Raw genomic sequence first — 21,562 nt, forward strand, 5'->3', positions numbered from 1 at the left:
ATCATCTAATACTTTCTGAACAGCTGTTTTTATGGTGGAATCAGTGGCACTATAGGCCAGAGCTTGCGCTCTTTGTGCCAATTGCCAAGCATCTGATGTTTGACTTAATGCTGCTGCTATTTCACCTTGAGTGCTGGCTTTTTCTACCATCGCTTGCGCTGTTTTTTGAGCATCTTGAGCTTTTGCGATGGCGATTTTTGGGTCGTTGGCGATTGCCATTGCTAGTTCTGCTGGTTTAGCCTGAGCGTTGCGTAGAGTGGCGATTACTTTTTGCATGATCTCATTTGCCGACGCTCTTAGAAGATCATTTAACGATACTGTTGCTGATAGGTCTTGAGCTTTTTGAGCTAATATTTGAGCTTTTTGTGCTGCCGTAATGGCTGCTTGAACGGCAGCATCTGTTGTGGCCGTATCAACCAATTTTTGTGCATTAGTTTGAGCATCTTGAGCATCGTTAATAGCTTTTTGCGCCATACCTAAGGTGGTTAATTGGGTTTGTATTTTTGTAATAAGTGTATTTGCATCGTCTATAATTCCTTGAGCTCTTGCTTGATCATCTGTTTGAGTGCCAGTTTTTGCTTTTGTCGCCTGCGCTAATGCTGTTTGTGCTTGTGCCAAAGCTGCATTAATTTGGTCAGAGGTGACTGATGTGTTCGCTTGTGTATTGGCAGCAGCTACAGCTCTTTGAGCGTCAGTTACCGCTTGATACGCGGCTTGTGCTGCATCAGTTTTATCATGTGCCATTTTTACTGTTGTGGTTGCATCATCCACTATTTTTTGAGTATCTATTTTAATGGTGCTGTCAGTTGCATTGGCGACTGCGGTTTGAGCATTCATAGCTTTTAACTGAGCATTTTCTGCTTGAGATAAGGCAGCTGCTATGGTTGTTCGCGTAGTTGCTTGGGCTACGGATTGTTGGGCTTCTGTTAGAGCGATTCGTGCTTGATTTAACGCGGCCGTTCTAAATTCCAATACTGCTTGTTCTTCGGCTGCTATTTGGGCGGCTGCTATATCTTTTTGTGATTGAGAAGCTGCAGCGGCATTGATTTTACTTTGTGCCATGTTTGATGTCGCGAATGCATCGAGGTATACTTGGTGAGCTGCTTCTACTAGTGCAGGATCCTTTGAATTATTTACTGCAAGGTAAGTATCTTGTGCTAGTTTTAAGGCTGCTTGTGCTTGCTTGAGGGCTGCGAGTATATCGTTCGGATTTGCAGCAGTATCGACTGCTTTTTGTGCGTCGGTTTGAGCTGTTTTTGCTAAAACTATAGTATTTTGAGTTGCTGCTTGAGCTGTTTTGGAAGCCTGCAAAGCAGTAGTTTTTTTATCTTGCGCCATAGTTACTATTTTTTGAGCATTACTACGCGTATCGTTGGCAGCAGTCTTAATAGTGCCATCTATCTGGTTTTCGGCTAATAGTTGGGTGTTTTGAGATCCGGCAAGGACTGTTAGTGCTTGTGTTAATGCTGATTCTATTTGGTCGAGGGATGTTGCTGAGTCGACCGCAGTTTGTGCTGCTTGTATTGCATATTGAGTTTGAGTCAGCGAGGCTTGTGCTGCTTTTACGGCATTAAATAGGTCTTGTGCTGTTTTCAAGGTTGCGGTTGCATCGTCTACTGCTTTTTGAGCTGCTGCTTTGAGTGTATCATCTCCCTGTGTGGCTGCTGCATCTCGAGCATTCTTAGCATTAGATAAGCTTGATTGAGATGCAGTGACTGCTGCTTGTATAATATCGTGTGTTGTTGCAGTATTGATCACCGCTTGAGCTGCTACATTTGAATTTTGAGCTACTTTTATATAGTTTTGCACATTGGTAAACCCATTGAGTTTACTTTCTGCTTTACTCATGGTTTGGCCTGTATCAAATAATAGTTTTTGACCCAATGCTTTCAACGTATCGTCTGTTGTTTTGAAGGCGAGAATATTGGCATTTTGAGCTTTGGAAAGAGCCGATTTTGCTTGCGTTAATGCGGCTTCAATATCTGCTTGCAAAGCAGCCTTATCCAAGGCTGCTTGCGCTGTTTGTTGAGCATCTTGTGCAATCGTGAGTGCCGCTTGAGCATCGGCTTTGGCTTGTTGGACTGCTTGAGCTGTTTGCGCTGCTCGTGCTATTTGATAGGCGGCTTGATCTACTTGCATTTTTTGTGTTTGGTTTTGTATGTCATTGATCACGCCTTGTGCTTCATTGAGGGTGCTGGCGGTTGCTGCTTTGATGGTGGCATCAAGATTGGCAGTCAATGGTGGTAGACTAGTAGCCACTATTTGAGCATCTTGCGCTTGTTTTAACGCATCTTGCGCAAACGTTAATGCTCGTGCTAGGTCACTTTGTGTTTGAGCCCATCCTAATTGTGCCCTGGCTATGCTGAGGGCGTTTTGAGCTTTGGCTAGGGCTGTTTGTGCAGGATTGGCTTGCAGTTGTTCTGTTGTTGCAAGAGCATCTGCTTTGGCTTTTTCATCGGCTAATTGAGCTGCTGCTAGGGCATCAGCTTTGGCATTATCTTCGGCCGCTTGAGTTGCAGCCAGGGAAATTGCTTGAGCTTTATCTTGTGCATCTTGTTTAAGTTTATCGGTGATCTGAATTTGTTCTATGATTTTGGGCGTTCCGATGCTATTTAAGAATGATCGATAAAGATCGTATACATCAATACTATAGGCCCATTGCACCAAGTTTGCTAGGCTTGAGTCTGTACCCGGCAGATTCAAGAAATCATGATCCCAACCTTGTGCGGTTGTTATGATACTGCTCAGTTTTTCTTGTGCTGCTTGTTTTGCTTGGGGACTATTGTTTGAAGTGTACCAATAGTTCTGAAGCAGGCTGGATAATTCCATGATATCTTTTTGAAGAGCATCGTATTGAGCCATTTTTGTACGTGCTTTTTCATAGTCTTCTTGTTGTTGATTTGCTGCAGCGATCAAAGCTTTTTGGATTAATGGTGCATCGGGATATTTGTTAAAAATTCTTTGGTAGGAATCCAATATTCCAAGTTTATACGTTGGCGCTACTAACGATGCTATGTGTGCATCGAGGGTAATAAAATCTTCGTAGCTGAGTCTATCGATTTTTTCTATTATTTCTTCAAATGCAATAATAGCAGGATTGAGTAAAAAATTGGCAATGCTTTGTTTTATGGTTGCAAGAAATACTTCTTGAGCTTGCTTGGTAAAATTGGCGAATTTTTCCTGGCTGGCATCGGTCATTATTGCAGGCAAGGTGCCATATTGTTTAAAGTATTCTAACATGCCCTGAAACCAACCGGATAAGGTTAGCCAGAGAGGCGGCGTGTTCCATTCCATATCAGCAATAACAGCCTGTAGAAATTGATAGTATAAATCAGTCATCGCTTTAAACCCTAATGCAGTTGAAGCTATATTCTGTCCTTGTGCTTCACTTAATGCTCTTATTACGGAAGTAATGGTTGCGTCTTGTAATGTTTGATTTTTTATATCTTGTTGTATGGTTGCCGTAATAGCAGGGAAGTTGAAAGTATTGATAGTAATTTGTTCTTGAGAAATTTGTTGAGGAGCAGTTGCAGGAGTAGGGGTTGTTGCGACTTGTGCGTCAGCTAATGCTTTTGCTATAGCTTCTTGTTGTAATGCCGCAGCCTTATCGGCAGCAGCCTTGGCGTCTTGCGCGGTTTTAGCGTCATCGGCAGCTTTTTTTGCTTGTGCATCAGCCAATGCTTTTGTTGTAGCTTCTTGTTGTAATGCAGCAGCTTTGGCATCTTGCGTAGCTTTTTCTTGAGCATCTTGAGCAGCTTTTGCATTTGCGGCCTGTTTTGCTTGTGCGTCAGCTAGTGCTTTTGCGGCTTCGTCTTGTTGTAATGCAGCAGCTTTGGCTTGTGCAACTTGTTGTGCTTGTGCCTCAGCTAAAGCCTTTGCGGCCTCTGCTTCTTTTAATGCAACGGCCTTAGCATTTGCATCGGCTTGAGCTTTTGCGTCTTGTGCGGCTTTTGCCTGTGCAGCTTGTTGTGCTTGCGCGTCTGCTATTGCCTTTGCTGCTTCTGCTTGTTTTTGTGCGATTTGAGCTTTCGTGAGTGGTTTTAACGCATCTTTAATGGCTTTGAGTGTATCGCTCGCTAATTTTTTTGCTTGAGTAAGGGCGTCTTTAATATCAGCATCATTATTTAATTTTTTAGTTGAAGCTAATTTGGTGACATCATCCAATTGTTTGGTGATGGATTTGAGTGCGTTTTCGGTTTTAGCTGTTTGTGCGGCTGTTTTTGCTGTGGTAATTTTTTGTAGTATATCGGTTTTTGCAGCAGCTGTCTGAGCGTCTTTAATTTCTTTAAGAGTATCGCTTACTTCTTTTTTTGCTTGGACTAGAGCGTTTTTAATATCAGCATCATTATTTAATTTTTTTGTGAGAGCTAATTTGGTGGCATCATCTAATTGTTTGGTTATAGATTTGAGAGTGTCTTCGGTTGTAGCTGCTTGTGCGGTTGTTTGAGCAGCAGTAATTTGCTGAAGCATGTTAGTTTTAACCTTTTGCAGATCTTCTGTCACTTTTGGGGTTGCAGCTGCGGTTTTAGGCTGAATAACGGCGACCGCGTTGTTTGTCAACGCGGTCAATAGTATAATCATAAAAACGTATTTTTTTGACACATATTTCACAAGCATTCCTCTTGGAAATGACTTATTGTAAGCACTGTTTAAAACTTATTCAGTAATAACAATAGGTGCAGGTTGATTCATATATTCTGGAAAAGCGTTGTCTATTAATGGTTTTAGTTGTTCTAGTCTTTGACTGAATGCGTTGCGGAAGTCAGAGAACTCAAATTGGGCCATGATCCAAAGTCCCAGGATAGGGAAGGTAGTCATGATAGCAACATGAAGGTTTTTTAAAGCTGCTCTGTTTTGAGGGGTTTCTGCATTTCTTTGGATTTTTTCTGCCATTGTTTGTGAGAGGTCATAAATTTTTTGTATAGCAGGTAGGAATGCTTTCATGTCAGGTACCATCGCCTTAAATTTCTTTTCCCACTGTGAAGTTGGAAACTTAATGAATTCAATAATAAACGCTTTTATTTCAGGTTGTGCATTCTTAAATTTTGCTAAAGCATCTTTAGCCGCTTCTTTTAATGGTGATGGATAGGTTGCTATCTTGAGTTGTGATTCGAATGACTTCATCGTGTTATTAAATTGAGTAGTAAAATCTTTGACTAATTTATCTTGTTCTTTTTTTAATCTCTCCAGTTCTTTTTTTGCTGCTAATTCTGCTGCGGTCTTTTTGACGACCGGTGCTTTAGTTGCTGGCTTTATTACCACAGCTTGTGCCTGAGGTGCACAGAAGGCTAAGCTTATCATGGCAATCGAGAATGCTAAGACATGTTTAGGGGATATGTTTTTCATAGTAACTTCCTTTTTTTAAAAACTATATTGGTAACTTTATTATCAGTATTCCATAGTGACAAGCAAGAAATCAATAGTTTTATTAAATTCAATTATAATTGTTATTCGTAGGCGAATTAGGAGTTTTATGAGGGGAGTTAAAAGTTGCTCGAGATAGGGATTGTTTAGGGTCGATGGTTCATAATTCTTTTTGATAGCGCCACTGATGGAGCGGCCAAGGCTATTGCGGCTAGCTTTATGATATAACTGACGATAATAATGTGCAGAATGTTGTCCACGATGCCATAGAGACCTAAAAAGCTAAATAATATGGTGTCGAGTAATTGACTGACGATAATCGATGCACCATTGCGGATGACTAAATGGCGATTGACTAGGGCTATCTTGAGTCGAGCATAAAGCCATGAATCAAAGAACTGCACTACTAAATAGACAACAAATGAGGCAATAACAATGCGGGGCATGAATCCTAGGATGGCTTGAAAGTGATCTTGCATGGTGTCGCTTGGGCTTGGAACGTAGGCCAGTTGAATTTGCGATACGATACCATAAAAAGCTAAGAGGCCAAAGCTGGTCCAAATTGCCTTTTTTGCACTCTCTTGTCCAAAGTATTCTTGGAGAAGATTTAAACCCAATACAGCACCGATGGTGAATGCATCAGAACAGGTGGCGTTAAAGCCAAAAAGCGTGGTTTGCTTGGTGACAAATATGTTTGCCAAAATGCATTGCACAGAAATAAAGGCAACAAGCGCCTCTTTGCCCATACGGAGGGCAAGGAGTGCTGATGCGGCAATGAAAAGAGAATGAGCGGAGAAAATTAATTCATTAATCATGTCAGTAACGGCCATTCTTTAAAGCCAATGAGTTGGCACTCAGGTTGGGGAATAATGCCAAATTCTTTTTTGACCAATTCTTGCATGGTGCGCACAAGGTTAACAATATCAGTTGATGTGGCATTGCCACGGTTTATGAGCATATTGGCATGTTGATAGGATACTATCGCATCGCCAACGGCAAGTTGACCTTTAACGCCGATTTTATCTAAGTAGTAGGCAACGTAGATCATTTTTTTACCATTACTCATCAAGGTAACTTCATTGTCATGAAAATTTCTGAAAAATGAGCCACAGGTGTGCGTGCTGGGGTATCGTTTAACGCGGTGGCGTATAATTTCAATCCGTCTGCCTTGTGCATAGGCCGTTGCTAAGTCGGTTGTCCTTTTAAGCTTAAATGTTGCGTTAAGGAGGTAGTGATTTTTATCGAATAGTTTTGATTGGTCGTAACCAAAATTAAACCATGCCGTGGATACTGTTTCAACCAGACCTGATTCTTTATGGATAATCTGCGCGCTGACTAAAAATTGCTCAAGTAAGAACTCATAATAGTGAAGATTGATATAGACCGAACCGCCTACAGTACCTGGAATGCCACTAAATTCCTCCAAGCCGACGATATTGTGTTCAAGGCAATATAGGATGAGATCATGGATAGTAACGCCAGCGCCGGCTGTAATTTCTACAGATTCTTCATTTAAGCAGTTAATGGTTATTTCATTAAGTTGTGGTCTTATGACTAATCCATCAAAACCATCATCACTGATTAATATATTAGCACCTTGTCCAAGTACAAAAATAGCCAGTTTGTGTTCTTGCGCATAAAAAAGTGCTTGCGCAAATTCTTGTGCCGTTGTTGGCTCTACATAATTTTTTGCAGCACCACCGGTTCTGAACCAGTTTTTATCGGCAAGCAAAATATCGTGTTGAACCACGAGACTATGTTGGTTGTGATGGGGGCTTTGTGTGTGCATTATTGTACGGAGCAGGCTGTTTGAGGTTCAGCTTTTTTAAACGGTGCACGCACGGCAACTTTTTTATTCGTCACTAATTCTGAGCATTCTTTGCTACAAGTGTTGTGGTATTGTGTAACACAGTCTTGGCAGGCAATAAAATGTTTGTTGCAGGTGGCATTGAGGCAATTGGTGTAATCATCAGATGCATTGCTGCATAGGTCGCAGATGCTCAAAATGTCATCATTAATCTTAACCGCTACGCGACTATCAAAAACATAGTTTTTCCCTCTAAAATAACCATCGGGGAATTGTTCGGTATAACGAACAATTCCGCCTTCAACTTGATAGACTTCTTGGGCAATGCCTTTTTGGTTGAGGTAAGCGGTTGCTCGTTCGCAACGGACGCCGCCGGTGCAGAACATTAACACTTTTTTGTCTTTAAACTGCTCAGCATTGATGTCCAAATATTCTGGCAGATCTCTAAAATTCTTAATATCAGGAATAATTGCATCAGTAAAGGTGCCAATTCTTGATTCGTAGTTGTTTCTGGTATCTAGAATAACCAGGTTCTCTGGTTTGTCTTGTAGCAATGCATGGGCTTGAGCAGGGGTAAGGTGGCGACCGCCATCACGAACAGTGACTTTTTGTGTATCTTGACCAAAGTTAACGATTTCATCTTTAATTACAATGCGTAGTCGTGGGAAGTAGTCAGAATCGCCTTCGCTTTTTTTAAAATCAATAGCGCCAAAAAGTTCGTGATTGTTCATGAGGGTAATGTAACGTTCTACCATGGTATTGTCCCCGGCTAGGGTGCCGTTAATGCCTTCGTGGGCGAGAATAATACGGCCTTTTAATCCAAGATCTTGGCAAATTTGAGTCTGCCATTTTAGGATTTGCTTAGGGTATTGAATGTCGACGTATTTATAGAAAAGGATTAATGTGCCCATAGGATTTTTCAATAAATTAAGGGTTAAAAGTTCTTATATACTCTTATTTTTACTATAGCATATTGCTATGGGGCCGTCGATAGTCAATAGGTTTTTAGAGTGTCAGATCTATTGGCGTAATGTCTTTTTAAAAACATTACAAAAAGAAAATTATTGACAAACTGCTTGTATCTGTCAACATCTCTCCTCTGTATGTTAGCGTTCAATTTTTTGAGGTTTGTTATGTGTGATTTAAGAAAAATATTTTTGATAGGGTTATTCAATATAGTTTCTGGTGCATTTGCTGGTCAGGGTGGAAGTTGCGAGATTCTCCCATTAGATAAATATAATCCAGATGTTGCGGATGGAGTATCAAGATTGTTAATGAAGGCGATTGTAGCAAGTGATTATGGCCAGGTTGTGCGGGCTTTGGATTTTCATGCTGATGTTAATGCATCAGCAGAGGAAGGAATAACTCCGCTTATGCTTGCCTGCAGTAAAGACAACAGTGATATAGTGAAATTTCTTATTTGTTGTAGAGCCGATTCCAATATTCAAGATCTTAGTGGTGAGACAGCTCTTCATGTAGCTGCATGTTATAGTGCATACGGGTGTATAAAATTATTGCTTGAATCAGGCGCTCGGGTTGACGTAAAAAACAATAAGGGTCAGACGCCAGTGGATTTTGCTATGGTGTCTGGTAATTATAAATGTATGGGAGTTCTGGTAAGAAAACTTTTTGAACCAACCAAGCGTACGGTGACGCCAAAACATTTTATATTTGCACCAATATTGCCAAAAGCGGTGCATGGAGCTCTTATGTTTTCTAATAAAGAAATGATAAAAGATTTTCTGAATGGTCCGGCAATGCATTGTGGCGATAACGTTGAAGCGGTAGATGTTTCAACTGGTTCTTGTTTGTTATCTTTAGCCGCAGCGTATAGTTCTGAAGAAATAGTACAAATGATCTTATCAAGAAGGCCTCATCTTAATAGAAAAAATCGTCTAGGGCAAACAGCTTTGCATCGTGCTGTGTCACATGCTCAGCCAAACATAGTGGAGTTGCTTTTAATAGCTGGTGCTTCTGCTAATATAGTTGATAATGCCGATAGGACAGCGTTTGATATTGTTTGTGTTGGTTCAGATTTTAAACATGCTGAGTTACGTAAACATTATTTAGAAAAAAAAACATTATTGGTTGATCACATGAAACGCAACATGGCCATCGAGCTTTATAAGCATACTCCGATAGCAAATTACGACACGCGCGAACAAATAACAAAATTAATTATGGATTATCATACTATCAGTGAGCCACGGCCTCACCAATAATAAAAATTGAGTCGTTAGCACCAGCGAATTTTTAAGGATATTGCATGAAACATAGTACAAAAATAGTATTAACCTTCTCACTCGGAATGAACATGACCGGCCTTGTCGCCATGTTGCCTTACTGGAGAGTTTCTGAAGCTTTAAAAGCCAATCCGGAGCGATCTATTACACAAATATTTTCTCAAGAATTATTAATAGCAAGTCAATCTGGTCAGTTGAATACAATGCAAGAATTGATTGAGATAGGTGCCGATGTGAATTTTCAAGGGGCCGATGGTACTACTGCGCTGCATAATGCATTGCTTAATAGGCATCTTGGATGTGTGCAATGTTTGATTAATGCAAAAGCTAATATCAACCTTGCAGATGGTGAAGGTATAACACCACTTCATTGTGCCACAAGTCGTAATGATGGAGCATCTATGAATCTGTTAATTGAAAAGAATGCTTTCATTGCAGCATGTGATAATGACGGGCAAACTTCAATGCATGTTGCCGTTGAGCAGGGCTATAGCGATGGTTTGCAGCTTTTGCTTGATAACAATTTTGGTCCTGAGACTACGCTTTGTATTGATAAGGCTAATGCAAATGGTGAGACGCCACTGCATTATGCGGCAGATCTTGGGGATGAGCAATGCCTGAAAATTTTGTTGGCAGCAAAAGCTAATGTTAATCTTAGAGCTGCTAGTGGTAAGACGCCATTTGAGTTAGCGTTTGATCGGGATAATGCCTTATGTATGATTCTTTTATGTTTACAGCAGCATTAATCATAGATGGCGAGCATGATGAAAATTAGTCTTATTCATTGATTTTGCGCTAGCACGCTATGGTTCTTTTTGGTATACTGACACTGAAACTGATAGTGTGTAAGTGTATCAAAAAAAAGGATCGTAATTATGACAAAAAAATTAATGTTAGCATTGTTATGTGGCGTAGCTCCAGTAATGTTTAATGGATGCTCATGTCAGACAGATAAAAAAGAAACAAAAGAAGTAACAACAAAAACAGCAACCACAAAAGAAATGAAAAATACTATGAACGAAATTAAAACTACTCCGTCAGGATTACGTTATCAAATTCAACAAGCAGCACCTGCTGATGCTAAAAAACCTACCAAAGGTAATAAAGTAACCGTTCACTACACTGGCTGGTTGGAAGATAAAGATGGTCAACCAAATTTAGATAAGAAATTTGATAGCAGTGTTGGTCGCGCTCCATTCAGTTTTGTTATTGGTGCAGGCATGGTAATTCAAGGCTGGGACGAAGGTGTTATGGATATGGCAGTTGGCGAAAAACGTCGCTTAATTATTCCTGGCAATCTTGCATATGGCAAACAAGGCTACCCTGGTGTTATACCACCTAACGCAACATTGATTTTTGATGTTGAGCTTTTAGAAGCTGCATAAAAATAGATTATAAAAATTGGTTATAAAAAAAGAAGCTGGGCTTAAAAAACCCGGCTTCTTTTTTTGTTTGAAATCTTGATAAAATCCTGCAGAAATAAGTAAGACGCATAGGCGTATTAGATATGATCGACTTTCTTTTTGAAGTAATGCCAGGTGAATATCGTAAAAAGTACGGTAAATAGAGTAAGCGCTCCTGCACAAATCCAAACAGGCATAAAGTTTGGTGTGCCAAGCATAGCGCGACGTAGCCCTTCGGTGACATACACAAATGGATTTAAAAGTAAGATGTAGCCAAGTGGTGGACAGAATTGTTTAATGATTTGCCAGGGGATAAAGGTGCCACCAAACAGTAGTAATACAAAATTAATACGCATCCAGAACGATCGTAGACTTCGTGAACTTGGCATTAGGCAGGCGGTTAAATGAGTGTATGCAGCAGAGCAGAGCGCGCTCAAAAATATAATGACGGAGGTTGCAAGCCATGATGCATGTGTGGTTACAAACATAGTGCCGAGAATCAATTTTGCCATAGGGAAAAATGGTAATGCGATAATACAGGTAAAAATCGTATTGAAGAGAATGCGTTGAACTATTACTAATCGTGGATCGAGCAAAGTAATTTGATAATCGATAAAGCGTTTATTTTCAAGATCAAAAATTAATCCAATGCTCAAATTATACGCAAACGAAAAAACAACAATCAGCATGTGGCCGACTAATAGTGTGGTGCTTTGGATAGCGCTATTAGGTCCAAAATAGGTTGTTGCCATAATATAGCCGATGCCAATCGTGTATATGGTAGGATAAATAAAACAATAGTTGATGAAGTACGTGAGCAAGCGTTCGCGATAGTTATAGGCATCACGATATAAAAATTGTAAAAAAATGCGCGCTGTTTTTGTGATATTCATATATTACCTATACCGGATCTAATCTTTTTTTGACGCCATACACTAAACAAACACAATTAAATACAATAAAGATGCTGAGCATGACAGCACATAGTGGCCAAGGGATAAAGTCTTGGTTGCCAAGAAATGCTGCGCGTATGCCCTCTGCAGCATAGGTGATTGGGTTGAGTAGCATGCAGTAGGCAATCCATGGTTGCCAAAGATAGACTTTTTTCCATACAACTAATGTTGCACCAATCCACCACATGGGTGCAAGAATTCGTGGCCATGAATTGGCCATAATCCATGACAGTGACAACGAGTAACTGAATGCTAAAAAGAAAGTAGAAAAATAAGCTAAAATTAATGGGTAAACGATTGCAATGCCTAGCCAACTGATTGCTGCTAGGTTAAAGTGCGTATGTAATAGGCCAACGCCAATCGTGAACAGTGGGAGCGTTACGATCGCAACCTCAAGCATGTGATTGATAATGAATGAGGCAAAGAGCCATCGCTTAGGAATGGGTAACGTCAGATGATAATCAATAAAGCGATCATGTTCTAAATTAAAACTTGTTTTTAGTACAAAGGCATATCCCAAATGGAATAATAATGAGGTCATGCTACCAAGGTAGGTAGGTGCAATCATGGCAGATGGCGTTCCCAGTAAGGGGAATAAATAACCAAAGGTGGTGACTTGTACGATAAGCGGTGGTATGCAATCAATGATAATTGAGCTCACATTGGCAGCGATCATTTTGAGATCTTTGCTTATCAGTACGCGGAGTATTCGAGCATTTTTAAGGGTACTCATTATTAAGCCTTTCAGGCGGTTTAGAGCTCTTGTATGTCTTTGGTGATATGTATAAAAATATCTTCTAGGTTGTCCATGCTATGTTTTGCTTTAAGTGCGGCAACCGATTCAATGAGTATGAGTCTTCCTCTGTGCAAGATACAGACTCTATCAGAAAGAACTTCAGCTTCGTCCAAATAGTGAGTCGTTAAAATAATCGTGATACCCATGCTTTTTAAATTTCTAATAATGGCCCAGAGTTTTCTGCGAATGTCAGGATCAAGACCTACGGTTGGCTCATCTAAAATAACAATTTCTGGATTGTGCATGAGTGCTCGTGCAATCAACACGCGTTGTTTAGTGCCGCCAGAAAGGGAATCGATAGCCGCATTCTCGTGGCGTTTAAGCTCAAGCTGTTCAATGAGTTTATCAGTACGTTGTTGGACTATTTCTTCGGGAATCAAAAAGTAACGGCCAGCAAATAATAAGTTTTCTTTAACCGTTAAAAATTGATCAAGGTTTTGTGTTTGTGGGCAAAATCCTAAGTGTGTTCGATAGTCAGGAATGTTTTTATAGATTGAAGTGCCATTAAAAAGAATGTCACCCGAAGTTGCAGGATGCAGGGTAGCTATGATAGAAGATAGTGTTGTTTTGCCAGCACCATTCACGCCAAGGAGCCCAAATATTTCGCCTTTATGAATATCGAGCGATACATTGTCCAAGGCTTTGGTAGTACCGTTTTTGCCTTGATATATTTTGGTGATATTTTTGATCGAAAGAATATTTTGTTGCATAGGTATTACTCGATGATAGTTCCGATTTTAATGAGATGCTTATTTTTATTGGCAACATAAATAGCAGCGAATATCCATACGACTGTTATGCCGCAGCTTATAAGTGTGCCAAATATCATTAAGTTGCCGATGTTATTTTTAAAGATGTTATTGATTTGTGCTCCTGTTTGTTGTGCTGCGCGGAAAGCAAACATATCAATCCATCCTTTGGTTTTAAAGCGAATATCTTTGCTGGTAGGAATGTAGAGCATTTCTTTTACTGGATTATTAAGGCCGTATGCTAATCCTTTTGCAAGAAGCATGACACCAAAGGTTGCCCATAGAAATTGTCCAGCAGTTGGATTGCCAAGATTAAAAAAAACGAATAATGATATGAATGCAGTTGCCAAACATACGGGAAATACTAATAAACAGAAGCGTATGCCAAAGCGTTTTAATAAGTAGCTCGTACCAAAAAAAGCCATGAGTAATGCGAGGGTATTCACGCTTATACCGTACATGCCTTGAAACTGTGCGAAGACGTCTTCTTGACAAAATGACGGATGCTCATGTGCGCTCGTTTGCATTTGGTATTCAACGATTTGAGTGATAATTTCATAAAAAGTAGAAATGACCAATATGCAGAGTACGTATGGTTTAGTGATTAGCAATATAAGACCAGAAAAAAATCCCTTAAGAAACCCTTCTTTTTTGTTTTCTGTGGTATGTGCTTCGGGATTGCCAATTTGTTGTTGTGGTGGTATAACACGCATAAAATAGTACATGAGGCAGCCAATTATAATAGAGGTGGCTGTAGCAATTAAAAAAAATGTCCATATGCCCCCAAACTGTAGTGAGCCAAGGTTGATAAGTGATCCTGTAATTGCGCCGCATTGTGCCATTGTAACGAGAAAAGGATAGCTTCGTTGTGCTGATTGCGTAGTGCTAATGCTTATGGTGAACGACCAGAAGAGCGTAATTAATAAAGCGCCGAAGCTGTCGGTGGCAAAAAATGATAACCAGCCTATGCCAGCAAGAATATTTTTACCTAAATACATATCGCCATAAAAATGACGTAACGCAAGCAATAGAGTGATACCACCAAAAAGAAACGTGTATAAGCTGCAGAGTAAATAAAAAACGGTATGTTTTTCGAATAAATCAATTATTTTCGAATATAACAAAATAAGAAGAATTATGACAAAAGGCGACCAAAACTTTGCAATTGGTTGCATAAGGCAACCATAATTTGCGGGCCATCCGAATTGACTAGGGAATGCAATCTTAAAAAAAATCGTGTTTTTAGCTAAACCTACGAGCCAATACGTACCTATGATAAGAAAAAAAATCATACCAAGAATAGTATATTTTTTGAGCTCTTCTTTGTGTAAATCAGGCCAAAAAAAGTGTACGAATTTGGTTAACATAATGAGTTCCTTAGTATTGTACACAAATTCTTATTCAATAATTGTTCCGCTTTTGATAAGGTATTTGTTTTTATTTGCAACATAAATAGCGGCAATTATCCATACTACTGTAATACCACAGCTAATCATGGTACCGAAGACCATTAATTCACTCATGTTATGTTTGAAAGCGTTATTAATCTGTGCGCCTGTTTGTTTTGCAGTGCGGCTTGCAAACATATCAATCCAGCCTTTTGATTTAAAGCGAACATCTTTGCTTGTTGGAATATACATGATTTCTTTGACTGGGTTGTTGACTGCGTATCCCAAGCCCTTTGCAAGAATCATAACGCTAAAGGTTGCCCAGAGTAGTTGACCTGTGCTTGGGTTGCCAAGTTTGAAAAAACTGAACAGTGATAAAAATGCAATTGCTAGGCAAATAGGAAACAACAATAAGCAGAATTTGAGTCCAAATCGTTTGATCAGATAGCTTGTGCCAAGAAGTGCCATGAAGAACGCCATGGTGTTAACGCAAATACCATAAATACCTTGAAATTGTGCAAAGCCTGCTTCACCGCAAAATGATGGGTAGACATAGGCATTGGATTGCATTTGGTATTCTATAATTTGGGTGATAATTTCATAGACGGTAGAAACAATTAATACACCAAGCAAATACGGTTTTGTTACCAGCAATATGAGGCCAGAGAAAAATCCTTCAAAAAAACCTTCTGTTTTTTTTTCTGTTGCATGTGCTTGTCGGTTGCCAATAAGTTCTTGGTGCGGAGTGACGAGCATGAAATAATACATGGCGCCGCCGGCTGCTATGATGGCGAAAGTTGCGATGAGAAAGAGTACCCACATGCCACCCAAGCGCTCAATGCCCAAGGTAGGAATGGAACCTATAATAGCACCAAATTGTGCTGCGGTTCCAAGAAGTGGGTAGCCGCGCTGTGCAGAAGCCGATGTGCTGATACTGGTGGTAAATGACCAAAATAGAGCAACAAGTAATGAGCCAAAACTTTCGATAGCAAAAAAAGAAACCCAACCAACATTGGCAAGAAGTATTTTTCCTAAATAAACATCGCCATAAAAGTGGCGCATGGCAAGAAGCACTGTTATGCCACCAAATAGTATGGTGTAGATAGCGCATAGAATGTAAAAAACAACATGCTTTTCAAACCAATCAATCATTTTCGAGTAGATGAGTACCAAGGCAATAATAACAAAGGGCGACCAAAATTTTGCCACCGGTTGCATGAGACAACCTTGATTTGCTGGCCAACCGAGAGTTGTTGGGAATGCAATTTTAAAAAACAAGGTGTTTTTTGCTAAGCGCAAAAGCCAATAGGTACCAATGATAAGAAAGAATATAGACGAAAGAATGCTGAATTTTTTTAATTCTTGTTGTTGTAAATCGGGCCAAAAAAAGTTGATCATACGCGCTAACATGAGTAAATCCTTACTAGGTATTTTCGTGAAATATCAGATTGTGGTAGAGGTAAGAAGGGAAGGTAGTGCAACAAAGGCAGCACTTACCACTTTTTACTTATAAAGGTTACCATGTAATTGAGTGCATGACAACGATTGATTGCCATGTTTTTTTATTCGATGCGGGCTAGGCCGCGAGCTCTACTTTTTTCAAACATGGCTTTAAAGAACATGATAGCCAAAGCGAGGTACATTACGTTTAATGCAAGACTGATTGCCATATAATCAATACGCGGAATATTTTCTTCCATCATTGAGCGCATGCCTTCAAATACATAAGTAGGTGGGAGTGAGTAGGCGATGCATTGGAGCCAGGTTGGTAATGTTTTTACTGGATAGTACATGCCAATAAAAGGTGATATGAAGTAGCCGATTGCCCAGTTTGCCCAATTAAGGCGCATACCGCCATGCATAATGAGTCCCGCGGTACAAAAACCAAGTATCCAGCCGGTCAAAAGAAGGGAAAGGCTAAATGGGAAGAGCATCCAACCGATAGCAAAAATATTGAGTGAGTACAGCATCCACGCAAAGCTTGCGCACAAGGTTATAATAAAGGTTACTCGAATGATTCCCAGAAGCATTACTGCTGCGATCCATTCATTAATGGTGAGTGGTGAGCTAAAAATATTGATGAGGTTTTGAGACCATAATTCATCGATAAGGTTATTGGTAATGGCGTTTCAAGCCATAGGCTCATCATGCCCCAGATTACAACATCAATGAGTGGCCAAAATACAAAATCACCGATTACTAATAAATCGCGTGTTGATTGGCGCAGATAGCGGAGTGTTACTGCCCATATACGGTATGATTTCATGGTCATCATAAGGCTGCACCAGCTTTGTGTGATGGTGTTCTTGAGGGTTCGGCAATTTGTAAAAAGTAATCTTGTAATGTTGGTTTTTCGATAGTAACGCCCGCGTAAGCAACTTTAGCATGTGCTAGATTAGTAAGGAGCGTTGCAACTTTTTGTTCGTTGATCTCAATAGAGATAGTGGTGTTGCGTACGGCATGAGGCAATGCGTTGTGTCGTGCATAATGCACGGCTCTATCAAGACCCTCTTTAATGGTAAGTTGCACCCGTGATGTTGCAATGCGAGATGCAAGGAGTGCCGGTGTATCATTTGCAATGAGTTTGCCTTGTTTTATGACAAGAACACGATTGCACAGTTCTGTTACTTCATCCATATTGTGCGATGCCAGGAGAATAGAGATGCCAAGGTCTCGTTGTTGTTGGAGGACGAATTGTCGCATTTCGTAGGCGATGTCGGGATCCAACGAAGCGGTGGGTTCATCAAGAAGCACAATTTTAGGTTTGGCAAAAAATGCTTTAGCAAGCATAACGCGTGTTGTTTGTCCTGCAGATAGTGTTGCAGTTTCTTTATGGCGCATGTCCCAAAGACCAAAGAACTTTAAGAAAGTTTCAATAATATGTGCTCGTTCTGTATGGCCAAGGCCGTAAAGTCTGCCAAAGACATCCAAATTTTCATAAATGGTGAGTCGAGGTGCAAGTTTTATATATGAACTTGCAAAGCCTATATGTTGTAAAATTTCTGATCGATTGCTGGAAAAATCTTTGCCAAAATATTCAATAGTTCCGCTTGTTGGTGTAACGGTTCCTAGCAGCATCTGCATGATGGTACTTTTGCCCGATCCATTAGTGCCAAGAAGGCCAATAATTTCTCCGGGTTGCATGGTAAATGATATGTTGTCGATGGCCGTAAAGCTTCCTTGGGGGTGTTCTCTGATGAAAAAACCCTTGGGTTCAAAAATTTTAACTAATGAATTAACGGCTAAAATACATTTGCTGGGCATATATTTTTTATAAATCCACTCATGGTAGGTGTTGAAATTTCCAAATTATTACGGTGATAAAAAAGAAATAATATGTGTATAACCGTTCCCATAATTTCCTTTTAGTTAAGGTCTTTTTTGGCCTATAACGTATATGATATACACTATACCCGAACTAAATGCTGACGCAAGTTATACTTTGTTTTTTTTAATGAGTTTTTTTGGTGCGCTCTTTTATTGCGAAAGTTGTTAGTGAGATGGTATGAAATATGATGAGTCGTATTTCATACTTTATTACATTCTTTTTATAAGGAGAGTTTCTCTATGAAACGTTTTTTATCTGAAGTAATGGGCACGTTTTTTCTTGCCCTTGCTATTAATTTTACCGCTAATCCATTAGCGATAGGCTTTATGTTTTTGGTAATGGTGGTTCTTCTAGCACCAATTTCGGGGGCTCATTGCAATCCAGCTGTTTCTTTGGCAATGGCGTTACGTGGCAGATTAGCCATGGCACAACTGCCAGTATATATGGCAGCACAAGTTCTTGGTGTTTCGTTGGTGTCGGTGCTTGTGTACCTTGTTACCCAACAGGTTATGCCTGCGGCGGTTATTCCTGCTGACAAGCTCTTGTTTGTTGGTATTGTAGAATTATTATTAAGTTTCCTATTTATCTTAACATTCTTGGTGGTGATGACTTCTAATAGATTTAGAAACAGTGAGCACCAAGGTCTTATTCTTGGTTTTGCTTTAGCGGCAGTTGCCTTCTTTGGTGGCAGCTATAACCCTGCTATTGCGCTTGGTTCTATTATTGCTAATGTAGTGGCCAATGGCACCATGCCAGGCATGAATGAATTGCTTGTGTATGTTCTTGTGCCATTTGTTGGTGCCGGCCTAGCGGTATTGAAATACAATTGGTGTTATAGAGAGAACGGACAATAGTTCTTTGCGATACACAAAAAATCGGGGGCAGCTTTGTAACAGCTGCCTTTTTTTTTAATAAAAAAGGGATGTATATGAAGTTCAAAGATCGTGTTGATGCTGGCCAACAATTGGCTGAACAGTTGAGTCGTTATAAAAACATTGATGATGTTGTAGTGCTTGGTCTTTCTCGTGGCGGTGTGGTTACCGCTCATGCCGTAGCAGAAGCTTTGCATCTGCCGCTGGATGTTATGGTAGTAAAAAAAATTGGATCACCATCAAATGATGATCTTGCGGTTGGTGCTTTGACGGCAGGAGGCACTACTTATTTTAATAAGTCTGTAATGGAAAAATATGGCATTACTGTCGAAAATCTTGTGCCGATTATTGAAAAAGCACAAGAAGAGGTAGCGCGACGTCTGAAAGTATATCGCGATGCTTTGCCGGCCAGAAACTATATGAATAAAACCGTCATTGTGATAGACGATGGCATGGTTACCGGCTCAACCATGCAAGCTGCTATTCTGTCCTTAAAAAATCTGGGTGCCAAAAAGGTGGTTATTGCCGTGCCTGTTTCATCGGCACATGCGTTGCGTGAACTCAAAGCAGGAGTTGATGAAGTACTATGTTTGTATGAATCTGATACGGTACTAGGTGTCAGCCAATTTTATGATTCTTGTGAGTCGGTTACAGATGACGAAGTAGTAGCTCTGCTGGGCAATGATTAAATTGCCCGTTTAAAAGCATACAAAAGGTGTTTTTACCCCAATTGTTGATTTCTATTAGAAATATTGCCTATAATGAACTATGGAATATAAAGATGGAAGTTATTGCAATACCAGGGTTTGAGGAGCAAGCATGGAATGTAAGCAAATAATGACACGCTTTTTACTGTGTTTGGCGGCAATGTTCGGTGCTTTTAATGCTACGTGGGCTGGAGGGCATGGCGCTCACGGTGCACCAGCTGCACCAGTGGCTCCGGTTGCGCCAGTTGTAGTTCAAACACCGTTGAAGATTTCTGGTGTTGTTATAGATCTTGCAACAGAAATAACGTTAGAAAGCGAAAGCGCCAAAAAGGATGCTTTTGTGCTTCCTGCATCAGTTGCGTTTCAATCGCCCCTCATTCAACAAGTGGTCAAACAAACGGTGGAGCAAGGTTCGCCCATCTATTTTATCAAATTTGATGATATTCCTGCGCAAGATCTCAAGCTCATGGTTGATGCAATGACTATCATGAGTGCGTTGCCCGACGAGCCATTATTTAGTGTGATGTTTAATCTTGAAAACAATCTTGAACTACCAAAGCTCATATCGCTTGATTTATTCAATCAAGCTGCCTTTCTACAGCTGAAACCATTCGAGACGCTCTTGGCTCGTTATATTGCGACCGCTATTCATGATGGCAAGATAGCCAAAGATGTGGTCTTTGGTAATTTCACTAAGCCGCTTAATGAAGAGATCTCGCAGCAATATTATAATTTATATCAAAAGTTGCTGTAGGGTTACCAACTTTAAAAGATTGCTAGGAAAAATAATGTCAGATAAAAGAATCAATAAGAGAGTAAATGATTATGATCATGTAACGGGCAGAACTCCGTTTATGGATGCTGTTTGCTTTGGTAACAAGGATGAGGTTATTGCATTACTATCAGCTGGTGCGAAGATAAATCTTCAAAGTACCAATGAAGGTTCTGACCCTAGTGGTAGTACTGCTCTTATGTATGCTGCCGAAAGGGGGTATAAGGAGATAGTTGATATATTAATTAAGGCTGGCGCCAATGTTAATATTCGTAATTCAATTGGTAGAACAGCTATTATGTTTCGGTCTTCTCAAGACCGATCGCCCGATCTTGGAAAATGGTTTGCAATCAGTAAAAAAGGTGAGGATTATAAAGATATAATAGATACGTTAATTAAAGCTGGTGCAGAGGTGAACGCTCAAGATGAAGATGGCAGAACGGCTCTTATCTTAACGATTGTTTGGGTTCATCCTTATGCTGAATGGGTAGTTAATGCATTATTGAAGGCCGGAGCGGATGTTAATATTCGCGATAAATCGGGTCAAAGTGCCTTTGCTTATAGCACGCATGGTTACCCTTTTAGTAGGAGTGATGATATCATTGCTGCTGCATTAATTAACCATGGCGTTGATGATCTTTCTTTTAAAGATAGGTATGGCCAAACCGCTCTCATGAATGCTTGCGTCTTTGGAGGCAGAGATACCGTTGCTGCATTAATCAAGGCTGGTGTTGATCTTAATGTTCCTGACCAGAATGGCCAAACAGCATTAATGAAGGTTGTTGAGCGTAATGAGCAGCTCGTGGATCAAGGAAATGGTGTGGTATGGCGATATGAAGATGTATTGGATGCATTATTGAAGGCTGGAGCGGATGTTAATGTTCAGGATAAGAACGGTCAAACGGCTCTCATGAAAGCTGCTTGTGGCGGAAAAGAAAGTATGGTTATGGCATTACTTCTAGTCGGTGCTGATACAACTATTACTGATAAACATGGCGATACAGCTGAAATGTTTGCCATGAAGAGTGATCATTCTGAGATAGTAAAACTTTTACAAGAAAAAAATAAAACCACTTAGTGTGACCTTGCTCCTTTCATAATTGAAGCTTTTCCTGTTTTGACGTATGCTAAAATATATCTCAACAATATTTTTGTTTCGACCGTCTTTACAAGGGTAGTT

Annotated in this window: 20 protein-coding genes; 7 read left to right on the plus strand and 13 right to left on the minus strand. The window is 40.1% G+C overall.

The window, feature by feature from the left end:
- From NTX86_00770 to NTX86_00790, 5 genes are all read right to left on the minus strand, one after another.
- Positions 1-4,611: hypothetical protein (locus NTX86_00770; protein ID MCX5921841.1), on the minus strand; the 4,611-nt coding region annotated here is incomplete at its 3' end.
- Between the two features lie 45 nt (positions 4,612-4,656).
- On the minus strand, positions 4,657-5,346 hold the full coding sequence (locus NTX86_00775; GenBank protein MCX5921842.1) for a hypothetical protein: 690 nt from the start codon (positions 5,344-5,346) through the stop codon (positions 4,657-4,659).
- Between the two features lie 164 nt (positions 5,347-5,510).
- Positions 5,511-6,179, minus strand: a complete 669-nt coding sequence (locus NTX86_00780) for a queuosine precursor transporter (GenBank protein MCX5921843.1) — start codon at positions 6,177-6,179, stop codon at positions 5,511-5,513.
- On the minus strand, positions 6,176-7,153 hold the full coding sequence (gene murB, locus NTX86_00785; GenBank protein ID MCX5921844.1) for a UDP-N-acetylmuramate dehydrogenase: 978 nt from the start codon (positions 7,151-7,153) through the stop codon (positions 6,176-6,178). The genes NTX86_00780 and murB overlap by 4 nt, the downstream gene beginning before the upstream one ends.
- The gene (locus NTX86_00790; GenBank protein ID MCX5921845.1) at positions 7,153-8,082 is read right to left on the minus strand and encodes a rhodanese-related sulfurtransferase; all 930 of its coding nucleotides are present in this window, start codon (positions 8,080-8,082) and stop codon (positions 7,153-7,155) included. The genes murB and NTX86_00790 overlap by 1 nt, the downstream gene beginning before the upstream one ends.
- A gap of 222 nt (positions 8,083-8,304) precedes the next feature.
- Here NTX86_00790 and NTX86_00795 point away from each other — a divergent pair, with 222 nt between their 5' ends.
- From NTX86_00795 to NTX86_00805, 3 genes are all read left to right on the plus strand, one after another.
- On the plus strand, positions 8,305-9,393 hold the full coding sequence (locus NTX86_00795; protein ID MCX5921846.1) for an ankyrin repeat domain-containing protein: 1,089 nt from the start codon (positions 8,305-8,307) through the stop codon (positions 9,391-9,393).
- A gap of 44 nt (positions 9,394-9,437) precedes the next feature.
- Positions 9,438-10,160 (plus strand): ankyrin repeat domain-containing protein, encoded by a 723-nt coding sequence (locus NTX86_00800; protein ID MCX5921847.1) that lies wholly within the window; start codon positions 9,438-9,440, stop codon positions 10,158-10,160.
- Positions 10,161-10,289: 129 nt separating this feature from the next.
- Positions 10,290-10,799, plus strand: coding sequence for an FKBP-type peptidyl-prolyl cis-trans isomerase (locus NTX86_00805; protein MCX5921848.1), 510 nt, complete (start codon positions 10,290-10,292; stop codon positions 10,797-10,799).
- Positions 10,800-10,915: 116 nt separating this feature from the next.
- On the opposite strand, the gene NTX86_00810 is transcribed toward NTX86_00805, so the two are convergent.
- From NTX86_00810 to NTX86_00845, 8 genes are all read right to left on the minus strand, one after another.
- Positions 10,916-11,710: an ABC transporter permease gene (locus NTX86_00810; GenBank protein MCX5921849.1), complete on the minus strand. Its 795-nt coding sequence runs from the start codon at positions 11,708-11,710 to the stop codon at positions 10,916-10,918.
- Positions 11,711-11,717: 7 nt separating this feature from the next.
- Positions 11,718-12,503, minus strand: a complete 786-nt coding sequence (locus NTX86_00815; protein ID MCX5921850.1) for a hypothetical protein — start codon at positions 12,501-12,503, stop codon at positions 11,718-11,720.
- Between the two features lie 20 nt (positions 12,504-12,523).
- Positions 12,524-13,276, minus strand: coding sequence for an ABC transporter ATP-binding protein (locus tag NTX86_00820; protein ID MCX5921851.1), 753 nt, complete (start codon positions 13,274-13,276; stop codon positions 12,524-12,526).
- Between the two features lie 5 nt (positions 13,277-13,281).
- Entirely contained in the window at positions 13,282-14,682 is a 1,401-nt protein-coding gene (locus tag NTX86_00825; protein ID MCX5921852.1) for a hypothetical protein, read from the minus strand.
- 30 nt (positions 14,683-14,712) lie between these two features.
- Positions 14,713-16,113: a hypothetical protein gene (locus tag NTX86_00830; protein MCX5921853.1), complete on the minus strand. Its 1,401-nt coding sequence runs from the start codon at positions 16,111-16,113 to the stop codon at positions 14,713-14,715.
- A gap of 152 nt (positions 16,114-16,265) precedes the next feature.
- Entirely contained in the window at positions 16,266-16,733 is a 468-nt protein-coding gene (locus NTX86_00835) for a hypothetical protein (protein MCX5921854.1), read from the minus strand.
- Positions 16,733-16,978 (minus strand): hypothetical protein, encoded by a 246-nt coding sequence (locus NTX86_00840; GenBank protein MCX5921855.1) that lies wholly within the window; start codon positions 16,976-16,978, stop codon positions 16,733-16,735. Before NTX86_00840 ends, NTX86_00835 begins: the two co-directional genes overlap by 1 nt.
- The gene (locus NTX86_00845; protein MCX5921856.1) at positions 16,975-17,967 is read right to left on the minus strand and encodes an ABC transporter ATP-binding protein; all 993 of its coding nucleotides are present in this window, start codon (positions 17,965-17,967) and stop codon (positions 16,975-16,977) included. The genes NTX86_00840 and NTX86_00845 overlap by 4 nt, the downstream gene beginning before the upstream one ends.
- A 303-nt stretch (positions 17,968-18,270) precedes the next feature.
- On the opposite strand from NTX86_00845, the gene NTX86_00850 reads away from it, so the two are divergent.
- The 4 genes from NTX86_00850 to NTX86_00865 all read left to right on the plus strand — a co-directional run bounded on the left by NTX86_00850 (position 18,271) and on the right by NTX86_00865 (position 21,460).
- Complete coding sequence (locus NTX86_00850) at positions 18,271-18,885, plus strand: aquaporin (GenBank protein ID MCX5921857.1); 615 nt, start codon at positions 18,271-18,273, stop codon at positions 18,883-18,885.
- Positions 18,886-18,959: 74 nt separating this feature from the next.
- On the plus strand, positions 18,960-19,592 hold the full coding sequence (locus NTX86_00855; GenBank protein ID MCX5921858.1) for a phosphoribosyltransferase family protein: 633 nt from the start codon (positions 18,960-18,962) through the stop codon (positions 19,590-19,592).
- 130 nt (positions 19,593-19,722) lie between these two features.
- Positions 19,723-20,364, plus strand: a complete 642-nt coding sequence (locus NTX86_00860; protein MCX5921859.1) for a hypothetical protein — start codon at positions 19,723-19,725, stop codon at positions 20,362-20,364.
- The gene (locus tag NTX86_00865) at positions 20,315-21,460 is read left to right on the plus strand and encodes an ankyrin repeat domain-containing protein (protein MCX5921860.1); all 1,146 of its coding nucleotides are present in this window, start codon (positions 20,315-20,317) and stop codon (positions 21,458-21,460) included. The genes NTX86_00860 and NTX86_00865 overlap by 50 nt, the downstream gene beginning before the upstream one ends.
- Positions 21,461-21,562: the final 102 nt, after the last annotated feature.

This window comes from Candidatus Dependentiae bacterium, assembly GCA_026389015.1.
Taxonomy (GTDB): domain Bacteria; phylum Babelota; class Babeliae; order Babelales; family Vermiphilaceae; genus JAPLIR01.

Excerpts from the sequence above, each read along its gene's own strand:
- NTX86_00845 (MCX5921856.1), bottom strand. The coding sequence starts at position 17,967 with ATGCCCAGCAAATGTATTTTAGCCGTTAATTCATTAGTTAAAATTTTT.
- NTX86_00800 (MCX5921847.1), top strand. The coding sequence starts at position 9,438 with ATGAAACATAGTACAAAAATAGTATTAACCTTCTCACTCGGAATGAAC.
- NTX86_00780 (MCX5921843.1), bottom strand. The coding sequence starts at position 6,179 with ATGATTAATGAATTAATTTTCTCCGCTCATTCTCTTTTCATTGCCGCA.
- NTX86_00810 (MCX5921849.1), bottom strand. The coding sequence starts at position 11,710 with ATGAATATCACAAAAACAGCGCGCATTTTTTTACAATTTTTATATCGT.
- NTX86_00775 (MCX5921842.1), bottom strand. The coding sequence starts at position 5,346 with ATGAAAAACATATCCCCTAAACATGTCTTAGCATTCTCGATTGCCATG.
- NTX86_00860 (MCX5921859.1), top strand. The coding sequence starts at position 19,723 with ATGGAATGTAAGCAAATAATGACACGCTTTTTACTGTGTTTGGCGGCA.
- NTX86_00825 (MCX5921852.1), bottom strand. The coding sequence starts at position 14,682 with ATGTTAACCAAATTCGTACACTTTTTTTGGCCTGATTTACACAAAGAA.
- NTX86_00865 (MCX5921860.1), top strand. The coding sequence starts at position 20,315 with ATGAAGAGATCTCGCAGCAATATTATAATTTATATCAAAAGTTGCTGT.
- NTX86_00815 (MCX5921850.1), bottom strand. The coding sequence starts at position 12,503 with ATGAGTACCCTTAAAAATGCTCGAATACTCCGCGTACTGATAAGCAAA.
- murB (MCX5921844.1), bottom strand. The coding sequence starts at position 7,153 with ATGCACACACAAAGCCCCCATCACAACCAACATAGTCTCGTGGTTCAA.
- NTX86_00850 (MCX5921857.1), top strand. The coding sequence starts at position 18,271 with ATGAAACGTTTTTTATCTGAAGTAATGGGCACGTTTTTTCTTGCCCTT.
- NTX86_00790 (MCX5921845.1), bottom strand. The coding sequence starts at position 8,082 with ATGGGCACATTAATCCTTTTCTATAAATACGTCGACATTCAATACCCT.
- NTX86_00840 (MCX5921855.1), bottom strand. The coding sequence starts at position 16,978 with ATGATGACCATGAAATCATACCGTATATGGGCAGTAACACTCCGCTAT.
- NTX86_00835 (MCX5921854.1), bottom strand. The coding sequence starts at position 16,733 with ATGCTTCTGGGAATCATTCGAGTAACCTTTATTATAACCTTGTGCGCA.
- NTX86_00855 (MCX5921858.1), top strand. The coding sequence starts at position 18,960 with ATGAAGTTCAAAGATCGTGTTGATGCTGGCCAACAATTGGCTGAACAG.
- NTX86_00805 (MCX5921848.1), top strand. The coding sequence starts at position 10,290 with ATGACAAAAAAATTAATGTTAGCATTGTTATGTGGCGTAGCTCCAGTA.
- NTX86_00830 (MCX5921853.1), bottom strand. The coding sequence starts at position 16,113 with ATGTTAGCGCGTATGATCAACTTTTTTTGGCCCGATTTACAACAACAA.
- NTX86_00795 (MCX5921846.1), top strand. The coding sequence starts at position 8,305 with ATGTGTGATTTAAGAAAAATATTTTTGATAGGGTTATTCAATATAGTT.
- NTX86_00820 (MCX5921851.1), bottom strand. The coding sequence starts at position 13,276 with ATGCAACAAAATATTCTTTCGATCAAAAATATCACCAAAATATATCAA.